The sequence below is a fragment of the Pedobacter sp. KBS0701 genome (genome assembly GCF_005938645.2).
Classification (GTDB): Bacteria; Bacteroidota; Bacteroidia; order Sphingobacteriales; family Sphingobacteriaceae; genus Pedobacter.
This window is the reverse complement of the sequence record NZ_CP042171.1, coordinates 4,590,943-4,610,624: the sequence shown is the minus strand read 5'-3', so window position 1 is coordinate 4,610,624 and position 19,682 is coordinate 4,590,943. Positions and strand designations below refer to the sequence as shown.

Here is a 19,682-nt window from a genome sequence, read left to right as displayed (position 1 = left end):
ATCTTGACAGGCAGGCAAAAAAAAATATTATCGCTTTTTATCAAAGTTGCAATTGTAATATTTGCCTTTTGGTTTATTTACCATAAACTGGTTGCGAATAAAAATCTCCACGACTTCAGCACACTATTAAAAGATATCCCTCAGATAGAAATTATCATGGTAATCGGGATAGTGATACTCCTGATGTTTGTAAACTGGTTTTTAGAGTCAGGTAAATGGAAATACTTAATGAGCCATATCGAACCCATCAGTTTCTACAGGGCTATCGAATCTGTTTTCTGTGGTTTAACGCTTGCTATTTTTACGCCAAACAGACTAGGAGAATATGGAGGTCGTGTATTTTTCCTCTCCCCCCGAAGAAGAATTGTTGGAATAGTGGCCATGAGTGTGGGCAGCATCGGTCAATTGGTGCTGACCAATGTTTTTGGGGCCATTGCAGCCTGCTTTTTCGTGTACCGCTTTATCCCGATCGATAAGGTACTATTTATTGCTTTGGTTTTTTTTGCGGTAATTTTTTGCCTGTTTTTTCTGATTTTTTACTTTAACATCCGTTGGCTAAACGGGATTTTATTATCCTTCAAATTCACCAGAAGATACAAGAAATTTTATAGCATTTTGGCTCGGTACAAAAAAAGGGAACTATTCAAAATTATTACTTATTGTTTTGCCCGTTACCTGATATTCAGTTCGCAATATTTCATTCTTTTTATTTGGCTGGTGCCCGGATTACATTATGCAGATATTGTGATGATGACCTGTTTGCTATTTTTGGTACAGTCGGCACTGCCTTCACTTGATCTTTTCGATGTGGGCATTAGAAGTGTCACTGCGGTTGAGCTATTTAAACATGTAACCGATCAGCACGTGGCGGTTATCGCATGTACTGCCAGCATTTGGCTTATAAATATTATAATTCCTGCTATCTTAGGCACTTATTTCGTTTTTAAACTCAATTTTTTTGGAAATCTTAAATCTAACTAGTCTATTTTCTGCTGCTTTAACTTTAATTTATGGTTTTTTGGTGCTTAATTTTATCAGAGGATGGCATAACCTGATCTATTTTACGCCACAAAATTCTGATCCCCGAACCAAAGTTTCTATTATAGTTGCTGCAAGGGATGAGGAAGAGAATATTGCCAAAACGATTAATGATCTGATTGCTCAGCAATATCCTAAAGCTTTAACAGAAATTATTATTATTGATGACCATTCTACTGATAGAACGGCAGAAATTGTGTTAAGCTATGCCGGTAGTAATGTGAAACTAATTAAGTTAAACGAGGATAGGGCATTAAACTCGTATAAGAAGAAAGCAATACAAACAGCTATCGGCACCTGCTCCGGCGATCTGATCATTACCACTGATGCCGATTGCAGGATGGGGCAGGATTGGCTGGTTACCATTGTAAACCTATACGAACAGAAAAACTATAAAATGATTTCTTCACCCGTAGCTTATTTTCAGGAGAAAAGTTTTTTTGAGCGATTACAATCCCTAGAATTCCTTTATCTTATCGGCTTAGGGGCTTCTACCATTGGAAATAAGCAACCATCTACTTGTAATGGTGCAAATTTGGCCTACGAAAAAACAACTTTTTATGAAGTTGGGGGCTTTCAGGGAATTGATGATCTGGCATCGGGCGACGATGAGCTATTGTTGCATAAAATTGCAGCTAAATATCCAGATCAGATTGGTTTCCTCAAAAATAGAGAAGCCATTGTGTACACCCATGCCAAAGAAACTTTGGGTGCATTTATTCAGCAACGCAAACGCTGGGCTTCAAAGAGTACCCGTTATAAAAATAAGGCTATTATTGTGTTGGGGGTATTGATTTGGATCTTTAACCTATCTATACTCGCAAATTTTATCACAGGCCTTTTTATTCCGGGGTTTTTAACCGTCACATTTTATCAATTATTGGTTAAAATGGTTTTAGAAACACTATTTTTATGGGATGTAACCGGCTTTGCCAAAAGGCGCAGTTTACTCATTTTAATACCTGTTTTAAATGTGCTTCATGTAATTTACATGGTGTACATTGGCATTGCCGGAAACAGCGGAAAATACAATTGGAAAGGCAGAATGGTTAGGTAATGGATAATAGCCCATCAAAAAAAGTATGGTTAAAGTTTAAACGGAATAAGCTGGCCTTCGGCGGGCTGATTTTTATCCTGCTATTAATGCTGATGGGTATTTTGGGCTATTTAATTATGCCCGATCATTCTCCAAATGCAAATGTGCAAACACTCCAGTTAAACAAAAAGAAACCCGGCAGTACCTTTACTTTTTTAATCATCAGCAGAAATCCTAAAGTAGAAAAAGTTAACCTTTTCGAGAGAATGCTTAATGGGCAAACACCTACCTTTAAAAGCATCCCGATAACTTCATACAAGATAAAGGGTAATGCTGTTTTTGTGCAGGAGTATATCGGAGATGACGAAAAAGCCAAAGAAACAGTATACGGATTAAAAGATTTATGCACCGGTTGTGTTTTACCTTCAAAAGCGGGCACTCCACAGACTCTTTTTGAGAAAAACAACATTTACAAAGAAACCTTTATTCTTGGAACTGATATTTATGGCCGGGATTTATGCAGTCGCCTGATTTTAGGCATTCGCGTTTCATTATCGGTTGGTTTAATGGCTGTTCTCATTTCACTTTTTATTGGGGTGAGTTTAGGTGCCATTGCGGGTTATTTTGGTGGCAGGATAGATGCCACAATCAGCTGGTTTATGAATGTGGTTTGGTCGCTACCGTCATTACTGCTCGTTATTGCTATATCTTTCGCTTTGGGGAAAGGTTTCTGGCAGATATTTATTGCAGTTGGTTTATCAACCTGGGTAGATGTGGCCAGATTGGTCCGCGGGCAGGTAATGGCTTTAAAAGAGGTAGAATTTGTAGAGGCCGCAAGAGCCTTAGGTTTTAGCACTAGCCGAACCATTATTAAACATATACTCCCAAATATTGCAGGGCCGATATTGGTGGTTGCTTCTTCTAATTTTGCCTCGGCCATATTATTGGAAACAGGGCTAAGCTTTTTGGGTTTTGGTGCTCAGCCCCCAATGCCAAGCTGGGGCAGTATGATCAAAGAACATTATGGTTATATTATTATGGATGCCGCTTACCTCGCCATTTTGCCAGGTTTAGCCATTATGTTTACCGTTTATGCCTTTAATGTGCTTGCTATTGGCTTACGTGATGCCTTTGATGTTAAGGGTCAGAATATAACGGTCTAAAATCCTTCCATAAAAAAAGCAGTACCAATACGATACTGCTTTACTCCTTAAAAGCAAAAGTTAAGCTGTTGCAGTCAGCGTGTTCCCTGAAACAGTAAGTGGATAAACTTTTAGTGCGCTCGTGGTTCCGCCGTCGCTCGGTTGGGCCAAAATGCTGCCCGAAGTGGTATACCTCGAACTATGTAAGCCACATTGAATGTAATTACTGGTCTGAATAAAAGTTAATGCTCCGCCCTGGTGCGGGCAAACGGCTTGTGTGGCTACAAATGAGGTGTTGGTATTTCCCCCGGCAGTACGGATAAATAATATGCTGTTTACGGTGACAGATGCGCCAACTGTTAGTAATTGCGTGCTCAGATCAACACTTGCGGTAGTGCCTGAAGGAACACCACCACCATTTGGTTTACTGGGCTCTGGTGAATCGCTTTTTTTGCCACAGGCTGAAAAGCAGGTTCCTGTGCATACCAATGCTACGCCCAGGCCTAAAGATTTGATAAATTCATTACGTTCCATAATTGTTTTGTTGGTTTATTTTGGTTGATTTTGAATTACTTTGCTTTTTTCTTATCGAAAGAAAACCTACGTGCTATACTAAAGCCCCAACGGTATTGCCCTTTAAGCCAAGAAGTATTCGTGTCGGTAATAAACTGTGATTCCTGTATTGCGGTGGCATTGGTGAAATTGAGGTGAAAAATATGCCCTCCGGTTTCAAACTCCAATCCGGCACCAAGCGTTTTGTAATATTGTGTTCCCAATGTGCTTTCGAGATAAGCTTCTTTGTTTTTATCCCTGAATGGAATGGTATAATCGGCTACAAAAGCCATGCGTTTGGTAATTTTGATACGGCCACCAACAGATAGGGCAAGCATATCGTTCTGGTCGCCAAAAACAGTAAAATTTCGGTGCACATACGACGGCATTATCAGCATCGAAAAGTTTGAGTTAAACTTACGGGCAATTACGGCTTGCACCACGTAAGTTAATCGATCCTGGAATTCGCCAAATGCATTTGCAGCGGTGGGGTCAGTTGAAGCTTTCGCTGCTGAAAGGGTAGTACTGCCGAATAAGGTTACTGCAACAGGTACTTTATCATCAGCAGTTTGCTCCAGTAAACGGTATTTTAAGTTCCCTTCGTAGAGCTGTGTTACCACGCCAGCTCCTTTTGCCCTTGATAAACCAACGGAAAGCCTATCGCTGATCCCGTATTCAAAACCAATGCGGATATCTGTTGATTGATCCAGTCCAAAAAAGTTTTTAGTACCCCCCGCACTACCCGCTATATCACCAAAACGGTGATCTACCCTGAAATCCAGTTCATTTTTATAAATGGTTTCATTGGTTTGGATGTTGATCAGTTTGGTTGCCTTAAAAGTAGCCTGTACATTCTTTTTTTCAGTAGGCATCTGCAATGCTTTTTCGAGCGAATCCTGTGCAAAAGCCAAAGTAGGCAGGAGGGTTACAGATAGGTATAAAAGAGATTTTAGATGTAATTTCATAAATTTTATTTTTTGGGTTGATAAATAGCGGTCATTTTTACCTGTATGGTTTCTGCAATTTGTTTAAAAACGATCGTTGGGATTTTGATATCATGATCGGCCAGTTTTACATTGAATGTAGAAGTGGCTCTTGCCTCATCGCCGGTAATTACTAAGGATCCTTTTGTCGTATATGCTTTGGTTACACCATGAATCTGCAGGTTACCCTTAACCGTAACGGGATAAGTACCAGGTTTTGAAAAATCGATCTGTTCTACAATTTTTCCTTTAAAATCAGAAGTTGGGAACTTATCGCTCTCCATATAATTTTCGTTAAAATGTTCCTGCATCAGTTTTTTCTTAAACTGAAAAGAAGTATTGTTGATTTTGAAAATGATATCGTTGGTTTTAGTATTAAGCGCCGAAGCACCGGTTTTACTCTGTGCATCGATATCTTCTACAGGTGTTGAAGAAAAAAATGAAGAATTAACGCTTTTACTTACCCAAATCTGGGCTTTTATGCCTGTGCATAAAAACAGGGCTGTTAATGTGAAAAATAATTTTTGCATCTGCAATGTATTTAAGTGATTAATAAAACCGGCGTTAATTTCGAAGGGTTATTCTGGCATACCTTTATCAACCCAGGCCTGTAATAATTCTCTTTCGTTGGCGGTCAAAGAACCGCCTTTTGGCATTGTTTTGGTAACCAGAACAGCATTCGCTACGCGGGTGTCATCTTTAACAGAGGGTAAGCCATTAAATAACCAGATGGATTTAAGTGCGCCGTTTGGACCATGGCAGTTGTTACATTTGGTTTGGAAAAGTGCACCTGCAAAATTGGTGTAGGTTACATTGGCTGTGGTTACAGCTGTCGGGCCTGTAGGGGTTGCTGGTTTCAATTCTTCAGCCTGTCTTTTAGAGCAGGCAAAAAGTAAGGCCGTAATTGCGGCTAATAAAAAGATTGAATTTTGTTTTTTCATAGGTATTTAGTTAAGGTTAAAATTGGTGGTAGATTCATTTCTATATCCTCATGTTCGATTGCGGTGTAATTGAAGTTTTTAGGGCGATAGCCGATTTTTTAAAATTTATGTTCTGTTTGTTTAAAAAGCATAACTGTTTTTGAATAAGCATAGCTTTTCATATAATTTTTGCTTAAATCTTAATCGTTACGTAGCTTTCTTAGGATTGGTTGCCTGCGGGACAAAAAAAAGCCGTTCCGATTTTACATCGGAACGGCTTTCGGGATAAATTTTATCTAAAACCTAGTTAAAATCTTCGGCCTTTAAAGGCGGATTAACTTTAATGTCTTTAATTATAACTGAAAACTCCTGAGAACCTTGTGGGCTTGCCACCGATTGAGTTAGGGTAAACGGAAATAATACATCGCCAACTTTCTGGTAGTTTGAATATTCCGTAGACTGACTAATTTCAGCGCCACCTTTGGTAATGGTACGCTCATCTTTTAAAAGTAAACCCGATTTGGTGTCGTAATATTCAGTTTTCTTTTTGCCGGAAGGAGAAGTGATGTTTAACTTAAACGCATCAGCAATACCAACTTTTGCCGTACCTGCAGATTCAATTTTAGTTCCATCAGTAGCATAATAAATTTGATTACCATAACCTTTATCCTCTTTCTTTTCAGTCAGATCATCGCCGGTTAATTCAGCTTTCTGGCCCATTTGCATTGCATATCCTGTTTTACCATTGTAAACCTGTTTCATCGCAGTTTGGCCACCCATAGAAATTTCCATGCTGCTTAGGTTAGGTGCCATATTTTTAATGGTAACGGCAAGCTTTTGACCCTGCATTTCCATTTCACCGTTTTGCTGTAATGAAGTGATTTTTTTAATAGCTTCTTCACCACCAATGGCTTTAATGTAGTTTTTGATAATTTCTGCAGGTGCAACTGTTGGTGCGGCAGCAGTTTCGGTTGCTTTCACCGGATTTGCATAATTATCATAAACCTGTGTTTTAAAGCCTGCTTTATTTAAGCCAGCTGCAAATGCATCAGTTTTACCCACAATAACAATACGGGTGTTATCATGGCTGTAATATTTTTTAGCGACCCTTAAAATATCATCAGTAGTTACTGCATTAATCTTTTGTAAATAAGTGCGATAAAAATCTTTAGGTAAGTTATTAATTAAGATATTACTCGCAAAGCCTGCAGTACGTGCCGGATTTTCTAAGCCCAGTGCAAACGATCCATTGAAAAGATTTTTCGCATTCTGTAATTCATCAGCAGTCACCTTGGTCGTGCGGATACTGTTAATCTCTCTTAAAAATTCTACTACTGCACTATCAACCTTCTCGTTTCTAACCGCTGCATTAGCCGAAAATTTAGATTGGAAACGGCCTGAGCCAGTGCTTGAATATGCGCCATAAGTAAAGCCATGTTTCTCGCGGAGGTTGCCAAATAATCTTGATTCAGAGCCGCCACCTAAAATCTGGTTCGCCAATAAAACCGGGAAATAATCAGGACTGCTCATTGGAAGGTCGATTAAGTTTACCACTGTAATTTCAGATTGAACAGCGTTGCTTACATTGATGATATCCACTTCCGTTTTGGCAGGATTAGCAACTTTAGTAAGAACAGGTAAAGTTAAGCTAGTGCCTTTCCAATCGCCAAAGGCTTTCTCTGCCAATGCTTTTGCCGCTTCGGGTTTAATATCGCCAACAAAGGTTAAGTAACCTCTTGAAGGGGTAATGTATTTTTTATAGGCTATTTTAACGTCATCTAAAGTAATTCCTTTTAGAGAAGCTTCGGTTTCGAACTCACCATAAGGATGGCTTTTGCCATAAGCCAAAGCATTTACCACACGGGCTGAAATGGCTTTTGCACTTTTCTCGTTGGATTTTAATCCTGTAATAGTCTGCGACTTTAATTTTTCGAAAGATTCTGCAGGAAAGGCTGGTTTACGGATACTCTCGGCCATTAAATTAAATGCCTCTGGAAAGTAACGGGTTAAGGCCGATACCGAGCCACCACTTGCACCTGTACTTACATCAGCCCCCAGTTGATCAACAGCCTCATCAAATTGAGCCTTTGTTTTAGAGGTTGTACCTTCATTAAGCATACTGCCCATTAAACCAACTACCCCAGCTTTTGCACCTTCGTTAATCGGGCCAGCATCTATACTGTAACTTGCAGATACTTTTGGTAATTTATGGTTTTCTACAATTAGAACGGTGATTCCATTTGCCAATTTATAAATCACAGGATCGCCAACAGTAATAACGGGTGCCGGACCAGGTTTTGGTTTGTGGCTTCGATCTATTGTTTGTGCTGAAATCCCTTGAGCCAATAAGGAAATTGCAGCTATAATGAATAATTTCTTCATGTTTTTAAATAATTAAAATGAAAAGCAATTTGCTTATTTCTTAGGTAAGTAATACAATACAACTCTTTGGTTTTTGTTCAGATACTTTTTAGCAACATCTCTGATCTCCTCACGGGTGATGGACCTGATTACCTCTAATTCCTTATTGATATCATTTGTATCCTTATCATGGAAAGTATAACCATTGGCCAGGTTTTCGGCAACACCTAACATTTTACTGTTTGCACTTACATAGCTGTTTTCGAATTTATTCTGCAGCTTTTTATAGTCACTTTCGCTGATTAAATCAGTTTGAAGGCGTAAAACTTCTTCATCAATATCTTTTAATAAATCATTAAGTGGCGTATTATTGTTGGGTAATGCCAGGGTGATATAAGCACCATAATCCTCAAGCGAATAGTTAAAAGCAGCAACCTGTAAAGCTGTTTTCTTTTGATCGACCATTTTAGTGCTTAATCTCGAACTTCCACCTTCTGATAAAATAGCGCTGATCATGCCCAACACCTTGCTCTCCCTGCTCTTCATGCCTGGTACGCGGTAAGCGGCAAAGATGGCTGGAATTTGAATATTGGCATCGTAAGCGGTATCGATAATCTCTTTGGTAATATCCGGTAGCTTATAATCTTTACGTACTACTGGTTCACCTTTAGGTACTTCAGCGAAGTAAGCTTTTACCAATGCTTTTGTTTTGTCTACATCTAAATCGCCGGCAATGGTTAAAACGGCATTATTGGGTACGTAGTATTTTTTAAAGAAAGCAATAAACTCGCTCAGTTTTGCCGCATCTAAGTGCTCCATTGAGCCAATTGGCTGCCAACGGTAAGGGTGTCCGTCAAACAAATGGCCGAAAATTTTCTCGGTGAATTTTCCATAAGGAGCATTGTCTATGCGTAAACGTTTTTCTTCTTTTACTACCTCGTTTTGTGTTTTTACACCACCTTCGTTAATTACGGGGTGCAGCATTCTTTCACTTTCTAACCATAAACCGAGTTCTAATTGGTTTGATGGAAAAAGTTCATAATAAAAAGTACGGTCTTGAGAAGTATTGGCATTGTTCTGTCCGCCATTACTGCTTACCAGTTTCATAAACTCACCGCGTTTAATATTATCGGAACCTTCAAATAATAAATGTTCGAAAAAGTGGGCGAAGCCTGTACGTTGGGTTTCTTCATCTTTAGAACCAACATGATACATTACCGAAACGGCAACAACGGGAGCAGTTTTGTCTTGATGTAGAATGACATGGAGGCCATTGTCCAGGTCGAATTCCGTAAACTGTACTTTTTGAGCAGAAGCACTTAAGCTCAGACCGGAAATGGCCAAAGCAAAAAGAATTCTTTTTTTCATAGAAAATTTGTTTTTAATGATTAGAAATAATCAAAAGCGGGCAATTATTTCATTAATAAGTTAATTTGGATTTTTCACTAGCGTGAAACAATATAAATATGGGCCTAAATTATGGGATTTAAATAAAAAAGCGAGTATTTACACTCGCTTTTTTATTTATTTTATCTCCAGGCCTTGTATTGATTTATTAAGCCGTTGGTAGAGCTATCGTGGCTCGAAACTTTATCGTTATCCGCGAGCTCCGGAAGAATTTTTTTGGCCAGTTGTTTGCCAAGTTCTACTCCCCACTGATCAAAACTAAAGATGTTCCAGATAATTCCCTGAACAAATATTTTATGTTCGTAAATGGCTACTAAACTACCTAAAGTATATGGAGTTACTTTTTTTAATAATATTGAGTTTGTTGGACGATTGCCTTCAAAAACTTTGAATGGTGCAATTTTTTCAATTTCTGAATCAGATTTACCTTCCTTCTTCAATTCTGCTGTTACTTCTTCTTCGGTTTTACCGTTCATTAAAGCTTCAGTTTGGGCAAAGAAATTCGATAATAAGATAGGATGATGCTCGCCCAGTGGATTTAAGCTCTGCGCCGGAGCAATAAAATCAGCAGGAATAATCCGGGTACCCTGATGAATTAACTGATAAAAGGCATGCTGACCATTTGTACCTGGTTCGCCCCAGATAATCGGTCCGGTTTCATAATCAACCTCGTTGCCGTTTCTATCAACATGTTTACCGTTACTCTCCATATCTCCCTGCTGGAAATAAGCAGCAAAACGATGCATATATTGGTCGTAAGGTAAGATAACCTGCGTTTCTGCATTGTAGAAATTGATATACCAAACGCCTAACAAACCTAATATTACGGGTAGGTTACTTTCAAATTCGGCAGTTTTAAAGTGGTTATCAGTTGCATGGGCACCAGCCAGCAATTGTTTGAAATTTTCAAAGCCTATACTTAAAGAGATGGATAAGCCGATAGCACTCCATAAAGAGTAACGACCGCCAACCCAATCCCAAAACTCAAACATGTTCTCGGTATCGATACCAAAAGCAGAAACGTCTTTGGCATTGGTCGATAATGCTGCAAAATGTTTAGCAATATCAATTTCTTTGCCGCCTTTTTCTAAAAACCAGGTACGGGCAGAATGCGCATTCGTCATGGTTTCTTGTGTGGTAAAAGTTTTCGATGCTACCAGGAATAACGTTGTTTCTGCATTCAGATCTGCTAATGTTTCGGCGATGTGTGTACCATCAATATTCGAAACAAAGTGAATATTTAAATGGTTTTTATAGTGTTTTAAAGCTTCGGTAACCATTACAGGCCCCAAGTCCGATCCGCCGATACCAATATTTACCACATCAGTAATGGTTTTGCCAGTATAACCTTTCCATTCACCGCTGATGATGCTGTTGCTAAATTTCTCCATTTTAGCAAGCACTGCATTTACTTCGGGCATTACATCTTTACCATCAACTAAAATTGGCGTATTGCTTAAATTACGTAAGGCGATGTGGAGTACCGAACGGTCTTCGGTTTCATTAATCTTATCACCGTTATACATTGATTTTATCGCTTCATCTAATTTACACTCGCGTGCCAGTTGAATCAATAGCGCTAATGTTTCATCGCTAATGCGGTTCTTGCTGTAATCAAGCAGGATATCCTCAAAAAAAACAGAAAACTTATTGAAACGATCTGCATCCTCAGCAAAAAGATCTTCAATGCTTTTTTGATTAATATCTATAAAATGATCGGCTAAATACTTATAGGCCTCAGTTTCTGTGAAATTTACTTTAGGTAACATAATCTTTGTTTTTTTGTAAAAGTAATAAAGCAAAAATTTAAAATCGTCTTTTTAATGTTCTAAATCAATAAGAATTTTTAATGTTGATTATACACATTAACTTTAATAGAACGTGCTGTTAGTTCATCGCTTATTCAATGTTAGATTGCAATGATGGCAAATCTGATGTAGGCGATGTAATCGGGATGTTCAATAGCTGGTAATTGCAATAAGGTGGATCAGGCTGGCGAAGGCGTGATTATGGATAAGTTGAAGGTTGTTCGGGTAAAAATATCAGATACCTACTTCTAATATGCTTCGAAATTAAGTACATTTGTAAAAAAATATAAATATGTTTAGATCGCTCTCTCTGTTGGCTGCCTGCTGCCTGTTTTTTTCTTGTTTCTTTTTTTCTTCATGCGAAAAGGAAGGAATAACTAAAATAGATACCTTAAGAATTATTGACACCCTTGATGTCGATCGCCCAATAAATTTAAAAGCAACAAAAGGTGTGTATGGTTCTCGTATTACATTGTCATGGACCCCAATGCCCTTGGCTCAGAAATATCAGTTATTCAAGTTTAATGATGTTACTCAGAAATACGTTTTGCTAAAAGAATTAACCGATACAACTTTTGATGATTCGGTAATTAGCAAATCTTTAACCAAGAACTTTTACAAAGTTAGAACTTATAATAGTGCAACGTCGTTCAGTAGGTTTAGCGACGCTGATTTTGGATATACTTCTGCATCTAGCTACTATAAGGCACTTACTTTTGGCTCTGAAGGATCAGGGGCTTCACAGTTTAACTTTAATATGCACATTGAAGTTGACAAAACAGGAAATATTTATGTTAGTGATGAAGGGTTAAACAGGGTTTTGAAATTCAGTTCCACTGGAAGTTTTATTGAACAATTTTATAGTGGATCTGCTGCCAGAGCTGTAGCATTTTTTAGTAATGGAAATTATATCGCAACCCGTACACAAAGCAGTAGTTATGTTCAAATATTTAATCCGAACAAACAACTGATAAAGGAATGGGGTACTTATGGAACAGGAGATAGCAATTTTGGGAATATTGAATGTTTAACAATTGATGATGAACAAAACATTTGGATTGTTGACGGTGTAAATCACCGTATTAAAAAATATGATCAAAATGGAAATTTATTGCTAAAATTTGGTAAGCAGGGAAAAGCAGAAGGAGACTTTGATGCCCCATTCGGTATATGCTATTTCAAAAACAAGATATATGTTTCAGATACTAGGAATAATCGTATTGAAGTTTTTGACAAAAATGGTAAATTCTTAAAAGTTTTTGCTGTAAAGGGTTACCTTTTTGGGCTACGGGCTTTTGGCGATAATATTTATATCGCCAATTCTGGTGAAAGTGTTATTATTAAGACCGATGAAAATGGAGATATTCAAGAAAAAATAGGTGCTGGTTCATTTTTGAACTTAGTAGACGTAGCGGTTGCGCCAAATGGAGATGTCCTTGCCTGCGATGTTTATGGCAGAAGGATAATCGTATTTAAAAAGGGGTAGTATTTAATTTTTTTTATTTAAAGCCACTCTGCATTGCATTGCAGAGTGGCTTTTGTTGTTTTACACAGCTACATCTCTTCTTAAAATTGATTACCTTAGGGCAACCTAAACTAAATAGTTCATTTATGAAGAAAATATTCCTGATCGGGTTTTCATTGATGGCATTAAATTCTTTCGCCCAAAAATCAGATTTAAGGCCATTGGTTTCGAGAAAAGCAGATGCCATTGAACAAAAAGTAATTACCTGGAGGCGTGATTTTCACGAACATCCTGAACTGGGGAATGCTGAAGTAAGAACAGCTGGTATTATTGCAAAACATTTAGAATCCTTAGGGATACAGGTAAAAACAGGCGTTGCCAAAACAGGTGTTGTTGGTGTGTTAAAAGGAGGTAAACCCGGGCCGGTAGTGGCTTTACGTGCTGATATGGATGGTTTGCCAGTTACCGAGCGGGTAGATATTCCGTTTGCCTCCAAAGTAAAAACACAATATAATGGTCAGGAGGTTGGCGTAATGCATGCTTGCGGACATGATAGTCATGTGGCTATTTTAATGGGCGTAGCAGAAGTACTGGCTTCGATGCAAAAAGATATTCAAGGTACGGTGAAATTCATATTTCAGCCTGCTGAAGAAGGTGTGCCTGCGGGAGATGAAGGTGGAGCTGCATTAATGATTAAAGAAGGTGTACTCGAAAACCCTAAAGTTGATGTAATTTTCGGTTTACACATTAACTCTCAAACGGAGGTTGGCGATGTAACCTATCGTCCGGGTGGAACTATGGCTGCCGTAAACGATATGAAAATTACGGTTACTGGTAGGCAGGCACATGGGGCATACCCTTGGAGCAGTATTGATCCCGTGGTGATTTCGGCTCAGATTATCAATAATCTGCAAACCATTGTTAGCCGCAATTTAAATGTTACTGAGAATCCGGGCGTGGTTACCATTGGTGCCATTAACGGTGGTGTAAGATCGAATATTATACCGGAAAAAGTAGAGATGCTCGGTACTGTTCGCAATTTTAGTAAAGAAGATGAGGCGATGTTTATCGAACGGATAAAAACTATTGTCACCAAAACAGCTGAGGCAGGTGGCGCAACAGCCGAAGTGAAAATTCCTTACAGTAACCACTATCCCGTTACCTTTAATAACGTTGCATTAACAGAAAAGATGTTGCCAAGCATGGAATCAACAGCAGGTAAAAATCATGTGAAATTAAAACCGCCTGTTACCGGTGCAGAAGATTTCTCTTTCTTCCAGGAAAAAGTACCGGGTTTGTTTGTGTTTTTAGGAGGCATGCCAAAAGGTAAAGATCCATTAAAAGCTGCATCGCACCATACACCAGATTTTTACCTTGATGAAAGTGGTTTTGCTTTAGGTGTTAAATTATTGTCTAATCTAGCGCTGGATTATATGTCGATTAAGAAATAAGGGGGGCATTAGTCATGATGCCGTATGAATTAATAGCGAAAATAAAATTGTTTAACAAACAGTAAAGATTCAGTTTTAATTGAAATCGCTTTCCGCCATTCGCTATGCTCAAAGCGATTTTATATATTTGCTCCATGACCAAAGAACAGATTCAGGATTTAAGAGACAGAGTTACGTCTCTAAGGAGGTATCTTTGACGTCGATGAGCTACTTTACGCCATTCGCGAAGAAGAAAAATTAACCATTGCGCCCGATTTCTGGGACGATCCAAAAAAAGCAGAAAAAATTCTGGCAGAAATTAGTGTAAAGAAAAAGTGGACTGATGGCTTTAACCAAACCCATACTGCGGTTGAGGATGCAGCGGTGATGTTTGATTTTTTTCAATCCGGAGATGCTTCGGAATCCGAATTGAAAGACCAGTTCGAAACCGGTAAACAGGCTGTTGAAGACCTTGAGCTTAAAAACATGTTGCGCAGCAAAGAAGATCAGCTTTCTGCAGTAATGCAGATTACCGCTGGTGCCGGCGGTACAGAGAGTTGCGACTGGGCTTACATGCTGATGCGGATGTATATGATGTGGGGTGAAAAAAACGGCTACAAAATTACTGAACAGGACAGTCAGGAAGGGGAGATTGCAGGGATAAAATCGGTAACGCTTCAATTTGATGGCGATTTCTCTTATGGCTACCTAAAAGGTGAAAATGGGGTGCATCGTTTGGTACGGATATCGCCTTTCGATTCGAACGCCCGTAGACATACTTCTTTTGCCTCGGTATATGTTTATCCTTTAGTTGATGATACCATACAGATTGATATTAACCCAGCTGATATTGAATTTGAAACATTCAGGGCGGGCGGTGCCGGCGGACAAAATGTAAATAAAGTTGAGACAGCTGTGCGTTTATATCACAAACCATCTGGTATTATTATTAAAAACCAGGAGTCGAGATCGCAATTACAGAATAAAGAGAATGCCATTCGGTTGCTTAAATCTCAATTGTACGAGATCGAAGAACGGAAACGTAATGAAGCCATTGCTGCGGTAGAAGGATCGAAGAAAAAGATAGAGTGGGGTTCGCAGATCAGGAGTTATGTTTTAGACGACAGGCGCGTGAAAGACCACCGTACCAATTACCAGACCTCCAATCCTGATGCTGTTTTAAACGGCGATATTAACGACTTTTTAAAGGCTTATTTAATGGAGTTCTAGCAAATGTATTTCGATCAGATATAAGCAAAGGAATTAGGTATGGATATCATCATCGAAGACTTTAATGTGAAAAAAAGCTTATTAGAGTCAAACCAGATAATCTGGAAGACGTTTAGCAAGAGACTTAAAATTGTTTCATTAATCTTCTTCGTGTTAGGAATTGTTATGTACGGCTATTTGCACTACATTGTAAGGAATGAAGATACGGATTTAAGTGTATTAATTTTCTGTTGGGTTGTTGCTTTAAGTGCTTTTGGTAGGCTATTAAGAACAAAACGTAGTTTTTGGGCTAAGTTTGAAAATACTACGAATCTGGCATTTCCTTCAAACACGCGTAAGTTGGTAATTACTGATGAAGGCATAGAAGGTATTACCGATAATTATCGATCTTTCGCAAAATGGAATATCCTTACATCGTTCAAAGTTTATGATCAATACATCAGCATAACAAATGTGATGATGCATACGTCATTTTTTATTCCAATCCATTTAATGACTGATGAGGAATTTAAATCGCTATTGTTTTATCTTAGATCTACTAAAAAAGAAATAAAATAGATATGAAATTTTGTTTAACCCTGTTAATTCTAGCCATTTTAGTGATGGATGTGAAAGCACAAGAAGTAATCCCATTGTACACTGGCGACATTCCAGGTGCAAAACCTACACCAGCAACCTATATAGAAAATACCGAAGTCCGCTCAAATGGCACATTAAGTGTTACAAAAGTCTCTATACCTACAATAACGGTTTTTGAAGCGCCTAAAAACATTGCCACTGGCACAGCAGTAATTATCTGTCCGGGTGGGGGCTATGGTGCACTCGCATTTAGTCATGAAGGAACAGATGTAGCTAAACGCTTTAATGCCATTGGTGTAACCGCCTTTGTATTGAAATACCGTTTGCCTAGCGATGAAATTATGTTTGATAAGACCTATGGACCGCTGCAAGATGCACAGCAAGCCGTTTATCTGGTTAGAAAAAATGCAAAAAAATATAGGATTAAGGCTAATAAGATTGGAATTATGGGCTTTTCTGCCGGTGGACATTTTGCTTCAACCCTAATCGCACATTACAACGACTTAAAAATTGCTGATCCTGAAAAAATAAATTTAAAGCCAAATTTTGGGGCATTAATTTATCCGGTTATCAGTTTCGAAGAATCAGTACATACAGGTACGATGAAGAATTTATTGGGACCAAATCCTACTAACAGTTTAAAACATTATTTTTCAGCTAATAAAAATATAAGCAAAAAAACGCCTCCTGTTTTCTTTGTGCATGCTAAAGATGATAAAACCGTTCCTTATGAAAATAGTGTTGTAATGAATGAGGCACTAAAGCAGAATAAGGTAGATACCGATATTTATTTATACGAAAACGGTGGTCATGGCTTTGGTTTGATTAATAAAACTTCAGATGTAGACTGGTTTAGCTTATTGGCTGCCTGGATGAAAAAAGAGAAATTTTAATATCTTCAATAGCAATTTGAACATTTAATAAAGCCTGATCATGATTTGTGGTCAGGCTTTTGCTTTCATATCGTTTTTCTATTTTTCTGCGAAACAGGCTAAAGTCCCATTTTACCACTCTATTTTTACGATTTAGCCCCTTATTTTTCAGTATTTGTTTGTATAGATTTGTTTACGCAAAAGTAGTTTTTTTTGACTCTGTTCACTGCAGATGATCTAACCAAATGCCTTTAAAATTATACAAGCAGCTTTACAGTTTTGAATTTAATATGCTTGTATTTCAGTTTTTATGAAGTTAGACATCAAGTATAATGCGTTTACAATTAACCAAATATTTACCTAATTCAAAAAAAATGAGAAAAGAAACAATGAAACGGTGCCTGCTATGGGTATGCTTGTTTACCGGACTTTTATCTTGCAAAAAAGATAAGGCTGAAGTTAAATCACAAAATGGCCAGGTTAAAGCCTGGGAGACATTAATTGATGGCAATTCTTTTGCCAGCTATGCTAATTTTGAGGCGCAATGGAATTATAATTATCCCTGGGGTACTGATCATAATGGTTCTGCACGTATGGTAGGTAGTTCTTCTAACCATAATCAAATCTCGTTAAGCGGAGGTGTATTAACAATTAAAGCTACCCGCTTAGCTACCTCGCCTGGAAACAGTACAGCTAACGGCTTTACCAATGTAGCCATTTGGTATAACTCTGGCGCATGCTATGCTAAACAACAGGTGCTAATCAACGATCAGTTTCCCAGTTATACCATTTCAGGAGATTTTGCTGTGCCAACAAGTAAGGGCACCTGGCCCGCATTCTGGATTACGGGTGTTAATTCGTGGCCACCAGAAAGCGATATTATGGAATTTAAAGGTAATAATACCAATTGGCAAAACACCTATGATGGTGGTTGGGAAAATAAACTTACAGCAGTTTCTAATGCAGGTTCGTACCACAATTATAAATGCTGGTACAACAAAGCAAGTGCAACTGATGTAGATTGCCATTATTACATTGATAATGTTTGGGTAGCCAAGCATACCATGAGTAATTCGGTAAATAAACCGATGTGGCTAATCATCAACATGCAAATGGAAGGTGATAGTGGCTCTCCCGGTCCGTCTGGTAATACTTTTTATACTGGTAAAAATATTTACCTGGGCAGAGAAAGAGCTTTCTAGTTGATTAAATAAATATTAATTTGGGGGTAGCTGCAACGCTACCTCCATTTGCAGCATACATAAAATATGAACAAATATTTAATCGCGCTTGGCGGTATGTTGCTCTGTGTTTTACTGATGCAGTGCAAAAAGGATAAAATAACAAGGCCAGAAAACAAAATTACTTTATTGATTGACAGGATTAATCTGCTAAGACAGAGCGGATGTAATTGTGGAACTGAATACATGGCCCCGGTACCTGATTTATCTTTAAATAGCCAGTTGCAAAATGCAGCCATAGTGCATGCAAAAGATATGGCTGAACAAAACTATTTTGATCATTTATCTCCAGATGGTGGTACTCCCGCCGAACGTGCATTAAGCGCAGGCTATAAAGGCGATTTTAGGGCAGAAAATTTAGCCAGGGGATATCCTGAAGTAGATCAGGTAATTACCGCATGGAAAAATAGTGTAAGCCATTGTAAAGCCATGATGGATGCTAAAAGTAGAGAAGCTGGTGCAGGTATGGCACAAAATTATTGGGTAGTAACCTTTGGTAGTTCCTTATAAATCTTTTATCGTTTTATCAATTACGTCCAGTAAGCCCTGGCTATACGGATCATTAGCTAATTCCCAGAACATGATGCCATTTAATTTTTGATCAATTACATATTTGGTTTTTAATGAAATTGATTTTGGATCATCAAAAGTAACCAAATACCGCGTTTTCGGATTATAATAATAAGGAGCTTTAGCTGTCTCATCCCAATAATAAGTATAGCCATTTTCGGTTGAGAACTGTTTGTTGAAATCCTTAAAAGCAACGCTGCTTAAAAATTTTGTTGGCTGGTATAATCCATGGTTCGCATCGGTAGTGTTTTCAAAAATACGCGCGTAGAATGCTGCTCCTAAAGCAATTTTTTGCGCAGGTACACCTAAAGTAATTAAAGCTTTTACTGCATAATCGGCTGATAAAGTTTGTTGTGGGGTAGAATATAAAGGTGAATGATGGCCACTTTGTGTTGCGTATCCACTTACCAGATCGTAACTCATTACATTTACCCGGTTTACCAGTGGCATCACCTTTTCCCATTCAAAGCAAGAATCGATGCAATTTTGGGTGCCACCAGCTGCGAAACTAATCTCTGATTTTTTGCCGAGTGTGTTTCTCAGTTCTTTGATCAATAAAGTAAAGTTCTGCTTATCATCAGGCGTATACCGGTGCCCGGGATAACCCATAATAGCCGGGTATTCCCAGTCGATATCTATACCATCGGCCTTAAAGAAATCTAAAAGCGCTTTGGTTGTTTTAGCAAATGTTTTTCTTCCTTCCTTTCTGCTAAATACTTCTGAACAAGAAGCGCAGGCGCTCCATCCACCCATAGCAATCATTACTTTTAAATTGGGGTTACGTTTTTTCAGCTCCACCATTTTCGAAATCAAAGCCGAATCTTTAGCTGAAGTGATGTTTAAACTATCACCCTTTAAGTGCCCGAAACTGTAAATCAGGTGACTGATCTTTTCAATTGGAAAACTATCGATGACCGATCCTCCCTGGCCAGTGTAGTAAGCAATAACGTTTGGTTTAACTATTTTTTGCGCTTTTAGGCTGCCAGCGAAAAGCATTAAAGCCATCAGGCAAATTCTGGGTAGATTACCAATATTTTTGTACACAGGT

Annotated in this window: 18 protein-coding genes; 10 read left to right on the top strand and 8 right to left on the bottom strand. The window is 38.3% G+C overall.

The annotated features are described in order from the left end of the window. Positions 1-3: 3 nt before the first annotated feature. The 3 genes from FFJ24_RS18515 to FFJ24_RS18505 are packed head-to-tail and all read left to right on the top strand — an operon-like array spanning position 4 to position 3,237. Complete coding sequence (locus tag FFJ24_RS18515) at positions 4-981, top strand: lysylphosphatidylglycerol synthase domain-containing protein (RefSeq protein ID WP_138818667.1); 978 nt, start codon at positions 4-6, stop codon at positions 979-981. Further along, positions 959-2,095 (top strand): glycosyltransferase, encoded by a 1,137-nt coding sequence (locus tag FFJ24_RS18510; protein ID WP_138818666.1) that lies wholly within the window; start codon positions 959-961, stop codon positions 2,093-2,095. The genes FFJ24_RS18515 and FFJ24_RS18510 overlap by 23 nt, the downstream gene beginning before the upstream one ends. Then, on the top strand, positions 2,095-3,237 hold the full coding sequence (locus FFJ24_RS18505) for an ABC transporter permease (RefSeq protein WP_138818665.1): 1,143 nt from the start codon (positions 2,095-2,097) through the stop codon (positions 3,235-3,237). Before FFJ24_RS18510 ends, FFJ24_RS18505 begins: the two co-directional genes overlap by 1 nt. Positions 3,238-3,297: 60 nt before the next feature. Here FFJ24_RS18505 and FFJ24_RS18500 read toward each other — a convergent pair whose 3' ends face one another. From FFJ24_RS18500 to pgi, 7 genes are all read right to left on the bottom strand, one after another. After that, positions 3,298-3,750 carry a ubiquinol-cytochrome c reductase iron-sulfur subunit gene (locus FFJ24_RS18500; protein WP_138818664.1) on the bottom strand — a complete coding sequence of 151 codons (453 nt, stop codon included), beginning with the start codon at positions 3,748-3,750 and terminating at the stop codon, positions 3,298-3,300. Positions 3,751-3,785: 35 nt separating this feature from the next. Then, positions 3,786-4,733 (bottom strand): DUF5777 family beta-barrel protein, encoded by a 948-nt coding sequence (locus FFJ24_RS18495; protein WP_138818663.1) that lies wholly within the window; start codon positions 4,731-4,733, stop codon positions 3,786-3,788. Positions 4,734-4,738: 5 nt separating this feature from the next. Next, positions 4,739-5,281 carry a YceI family protein gene (locus tag FFJ24_RS18490; RefSeq protein WP_138818662.1) on the bottom strand — a complete coding sequence of 181 codons (543 nt, stop codon included), beginning with the start codon at positions 5,279-5,281 and terminating at the stop codon, positions 4,739-4,741. Positions 5,282-5,329: 48 nt separating this feature from the next. Next, positions 5,330-5,692 carry a cytochrome c gene (locus tag FFJ24_RS18485; RefSeq protein ID WP_138818661.1) on the bottom strand — a complete coding sequence of 121 codons (363 nt, stop codon included), beginning with the start codon at positions 5,690-5,692 and terminating at the stop codon, positions 5,330-5,332. 282 nt (positions 5,693-5,974) lie between these two features. Next, on the bottom strand, positions 5,975-8,053 hold the full coding sequence (locus tag FFJ24_RS18480) for an insulinase family protein (RefSeq protein WP_138818660.1): 2,079 nt from the start codon (positions 8,051-8,053) through the stop codon (positions 5,975-5,977). Positions 8,054-8,086: 33 nt separating this feature from the next. Beyond that, the gene (locus FFJ24_RS18475; RefSeq protein WP_138818659.1) at positions 8,087-9,400 is read right to left on the bottom strand and encodes a pitrilysin family protein; all 1,314 of its coding nucleotides are present in this window, start codon (positions 9,398-9,400) and stop codon (positions 8,087-8,089) included. Positions 9,401-9,561: 161 nt separating this feature from the next. Then, positions 9,562-11,208, bottom strand: coding sequence for a glucose-6-phosphate isomerase (gene pgi, locus FFJ24_RS18470; RefSeq protein ID WP_138818657.1), 1,647 nt, complete (start codon positions 11,206-11,208; stop codon positions 9,562-9,564). Positions 11,209-12,004: 796 nt separating this feature from the next. Here pgi and FFJ24_RS18465 point away from each other — a divergent pair. From FFJ24_RS18465 to FFJ24_RS18435, 7 genes are all read left to right on the top strand, one after another. After that, positions 12,005-12,733, top strand: coding sequence for an NHL repeat-containing protein (locus FFJ24_RS18465; RefSeq protein ID WP_138818655.1), 729 nt, complete (start codon positions 12,005-12,007; stop codon positions 12,731-12,733). Positions 12,734-12,858: 125 nt separating this feature from the next. Then, positions 12,859-14,163, top strand: coding sequence for an amidohydrolase (locus FFJ24_RS18460; protein ID WP_138818653.1), 1,305 nt, complete (start codon positions 12,859-12,861; stop codon positions 14,161-14,163). A gap of 134 nt (positions 14,164-14,297) precedes the next feature. Beyond that, positions 14,298-15,372, top strand: a protein-coding gene (prfB, locus tag FFJ24_RS18455; protein ID WP_138818651.1) for a peptide chain release factor 2 whose coding sequence is annotated in 2 segments (ribosomal slippage) — positions 14,298-14,357 and positions 14,359-15,372 — 1,074 coding nt in all. Because the reading frame shifts where the segments join, the coding sequence is not laid out codon by codon here. A 39-nt stretch (positions 15,373-15,411) separates the two neighbouring features. Continuing rightward, on the top strand, positions 15,412-15,930 hold the full coding sequence (locus tag FFJ24_RS18450; RefSeq protein WP_138818649.1) for a hypothetical protein: 519 nt from the start codon (positions 15,412-15,414) through the stop codon (positions 15,928-15,930). A gap of 2 nt (positions 15,931-15,932) precedes the next feature. Beyond that, positions 15,933-16,844 (top strand): alpha/beta hydrolase, encoded by a 912-nt coding sequence (locus tag FFJ24_RS18445; RefSeq protein ID WP_138818647.1) that lies wholly within the window; start codon positions 15,933-15,935, stop codon positions 16,842-16,844. Between the two features lie 353 nt (positions 16,845-17,197). Next, complete coding sequence (locus FFJ24_RS18440; protein WP_138818645.1) at positions 17,198-18,025, top strand: glycoside hydrolase; 828 nt, start codon at positions 17,198-17,200, stop codon at positions 18,023-18,025. Between the two features lie 66 nt (positions 18,026-18,091). After that, positions 18,092-18,574, top strand: a complete 483-nt coding sequence (locus FFJ24_RS18435) for a CAP domain-containing protein (protein ID WP_138818643.1) — start codon at positions 18,092-18,094, stop codon at positions 18,572-18,574. Here the strand turns inward: FFJ24_RS18435 and FFJ24_RS18430 are convergent. Beyond that, positions 18,569-19,678, bottom strand: a complete 1,110-nt coding sequence (locus tag FFJ24_RS18430) for a glycoside hydrolase family 18 protein (RefSeq protein ID WP_246862653.1) — start codon at positions 19,676-19,678, stop codon at positions 18,569-18,571. The genes FFJ24_RS18435 and FFJ24_RS18430 overlap by 6 nt on opposite strands. Between the last annotated feature and the right edge of the window lie 4 nt (positions 19,679-19,682).

Bases quoted from the DNA above. Each gene is read 5' to 3' on its own strand.
- FFJ24_RS18505 (WP_138818665.1), top strand. From the start codon at position 2,095: ATGGATAATAGCCCATCAAAAAAAGTATGGTTAAAGTTTAAACGGAAT.
- FFJ24_RS18500 (WP_138818664.1), bottom strand. From the start codon at position 3,750: ATGGAACGTAATGAATTTATCAAATCTTTAGGCCTGGGCGTAGCATTG.
- FFJ24_RS18495 (WP_138818663.1), bottom strand. From the start codon at position 4,733: ATGAAATTACATCTAAAATCTCTTTTATACCTATCTGTAACCCTCCTG.
- FFJ24_RS18490 (WP_138818662.1), bottom strand. From the start codon at position 5,281: ATGCAAAAATTATTTTTCACATTAACAGCCCTGTTTTTATGCACAGGC.
- FFJ24_RS18485 (WP_138818661.1), bottom strand. From the start codon at position 5,692: ATGAAAAAACAAAATTCAATCTTTTTATTAGCCGCAATTACGGCCTTA.
- FFJ24_RS18480 (WP_138818660.1), bottom strand. From the start codon at position 8,053: ATGAAGAAATTATTCATTATAGCTGCAATTTCCTTATTGGCTCAAGGG.
- FFJ24_RS18475 (WP_138818659.1), bottom strand. From the start codon at position 9,400: ATGAAAAAAAGAATTCTTTTTGCTTTGGCCATTTCCGGTCTGAGCTTA.
- pgi (WP_138818657.1), bottom strand. From the start codon at position 11,208: ATGTTACCTAAAGTAAATTTCACAGAAACTGAGGCCTATAAGTATTTA.
- FFJ24_RS18465 (WP_138818655.1), top strand. From the start codon at position 12,005: ATGCACATTGAAGTTGACAAAACAGGAAATATTTATGTTAGTGATGAA.
- FFJ24_RS18460 (WP_138818653.1), top strand. From the start codon at position 12,859: ATGAAGAAAATATTCCTGATCGGGTTTTCATTGATGGCATTAAATTCT.
- FFJ24_RS18450 (WP_138818649.1), top strand. From the start codon at position 15,412: ATGGATATCATCATCGAAGACTTTAATGTGAAAAAAAGCTTATTAGAG.
- FFJ24_RS18445 (WP_138818647.1), top strand. From the start codon at position 15,933: ATGAAATTTTGTTTAACCCTGTTAATTCTAGCCATTTTAGTGATGGAT.
- FFJ24_RS18440 (WP_138818645.1), top strand. From the start codon at position 17,198: ATGAGAAAAGAAACAATGAAACGGTGCCTGCTATGGGTATGCTTGTTT.
- FFJ24_RS18435 (WP_138818643.1), top strand. From the start codon at position 18,092: ATGAACAAATATTTAATCGCGCTTGGCGGTATGTTGCTCTGTGTTTTA.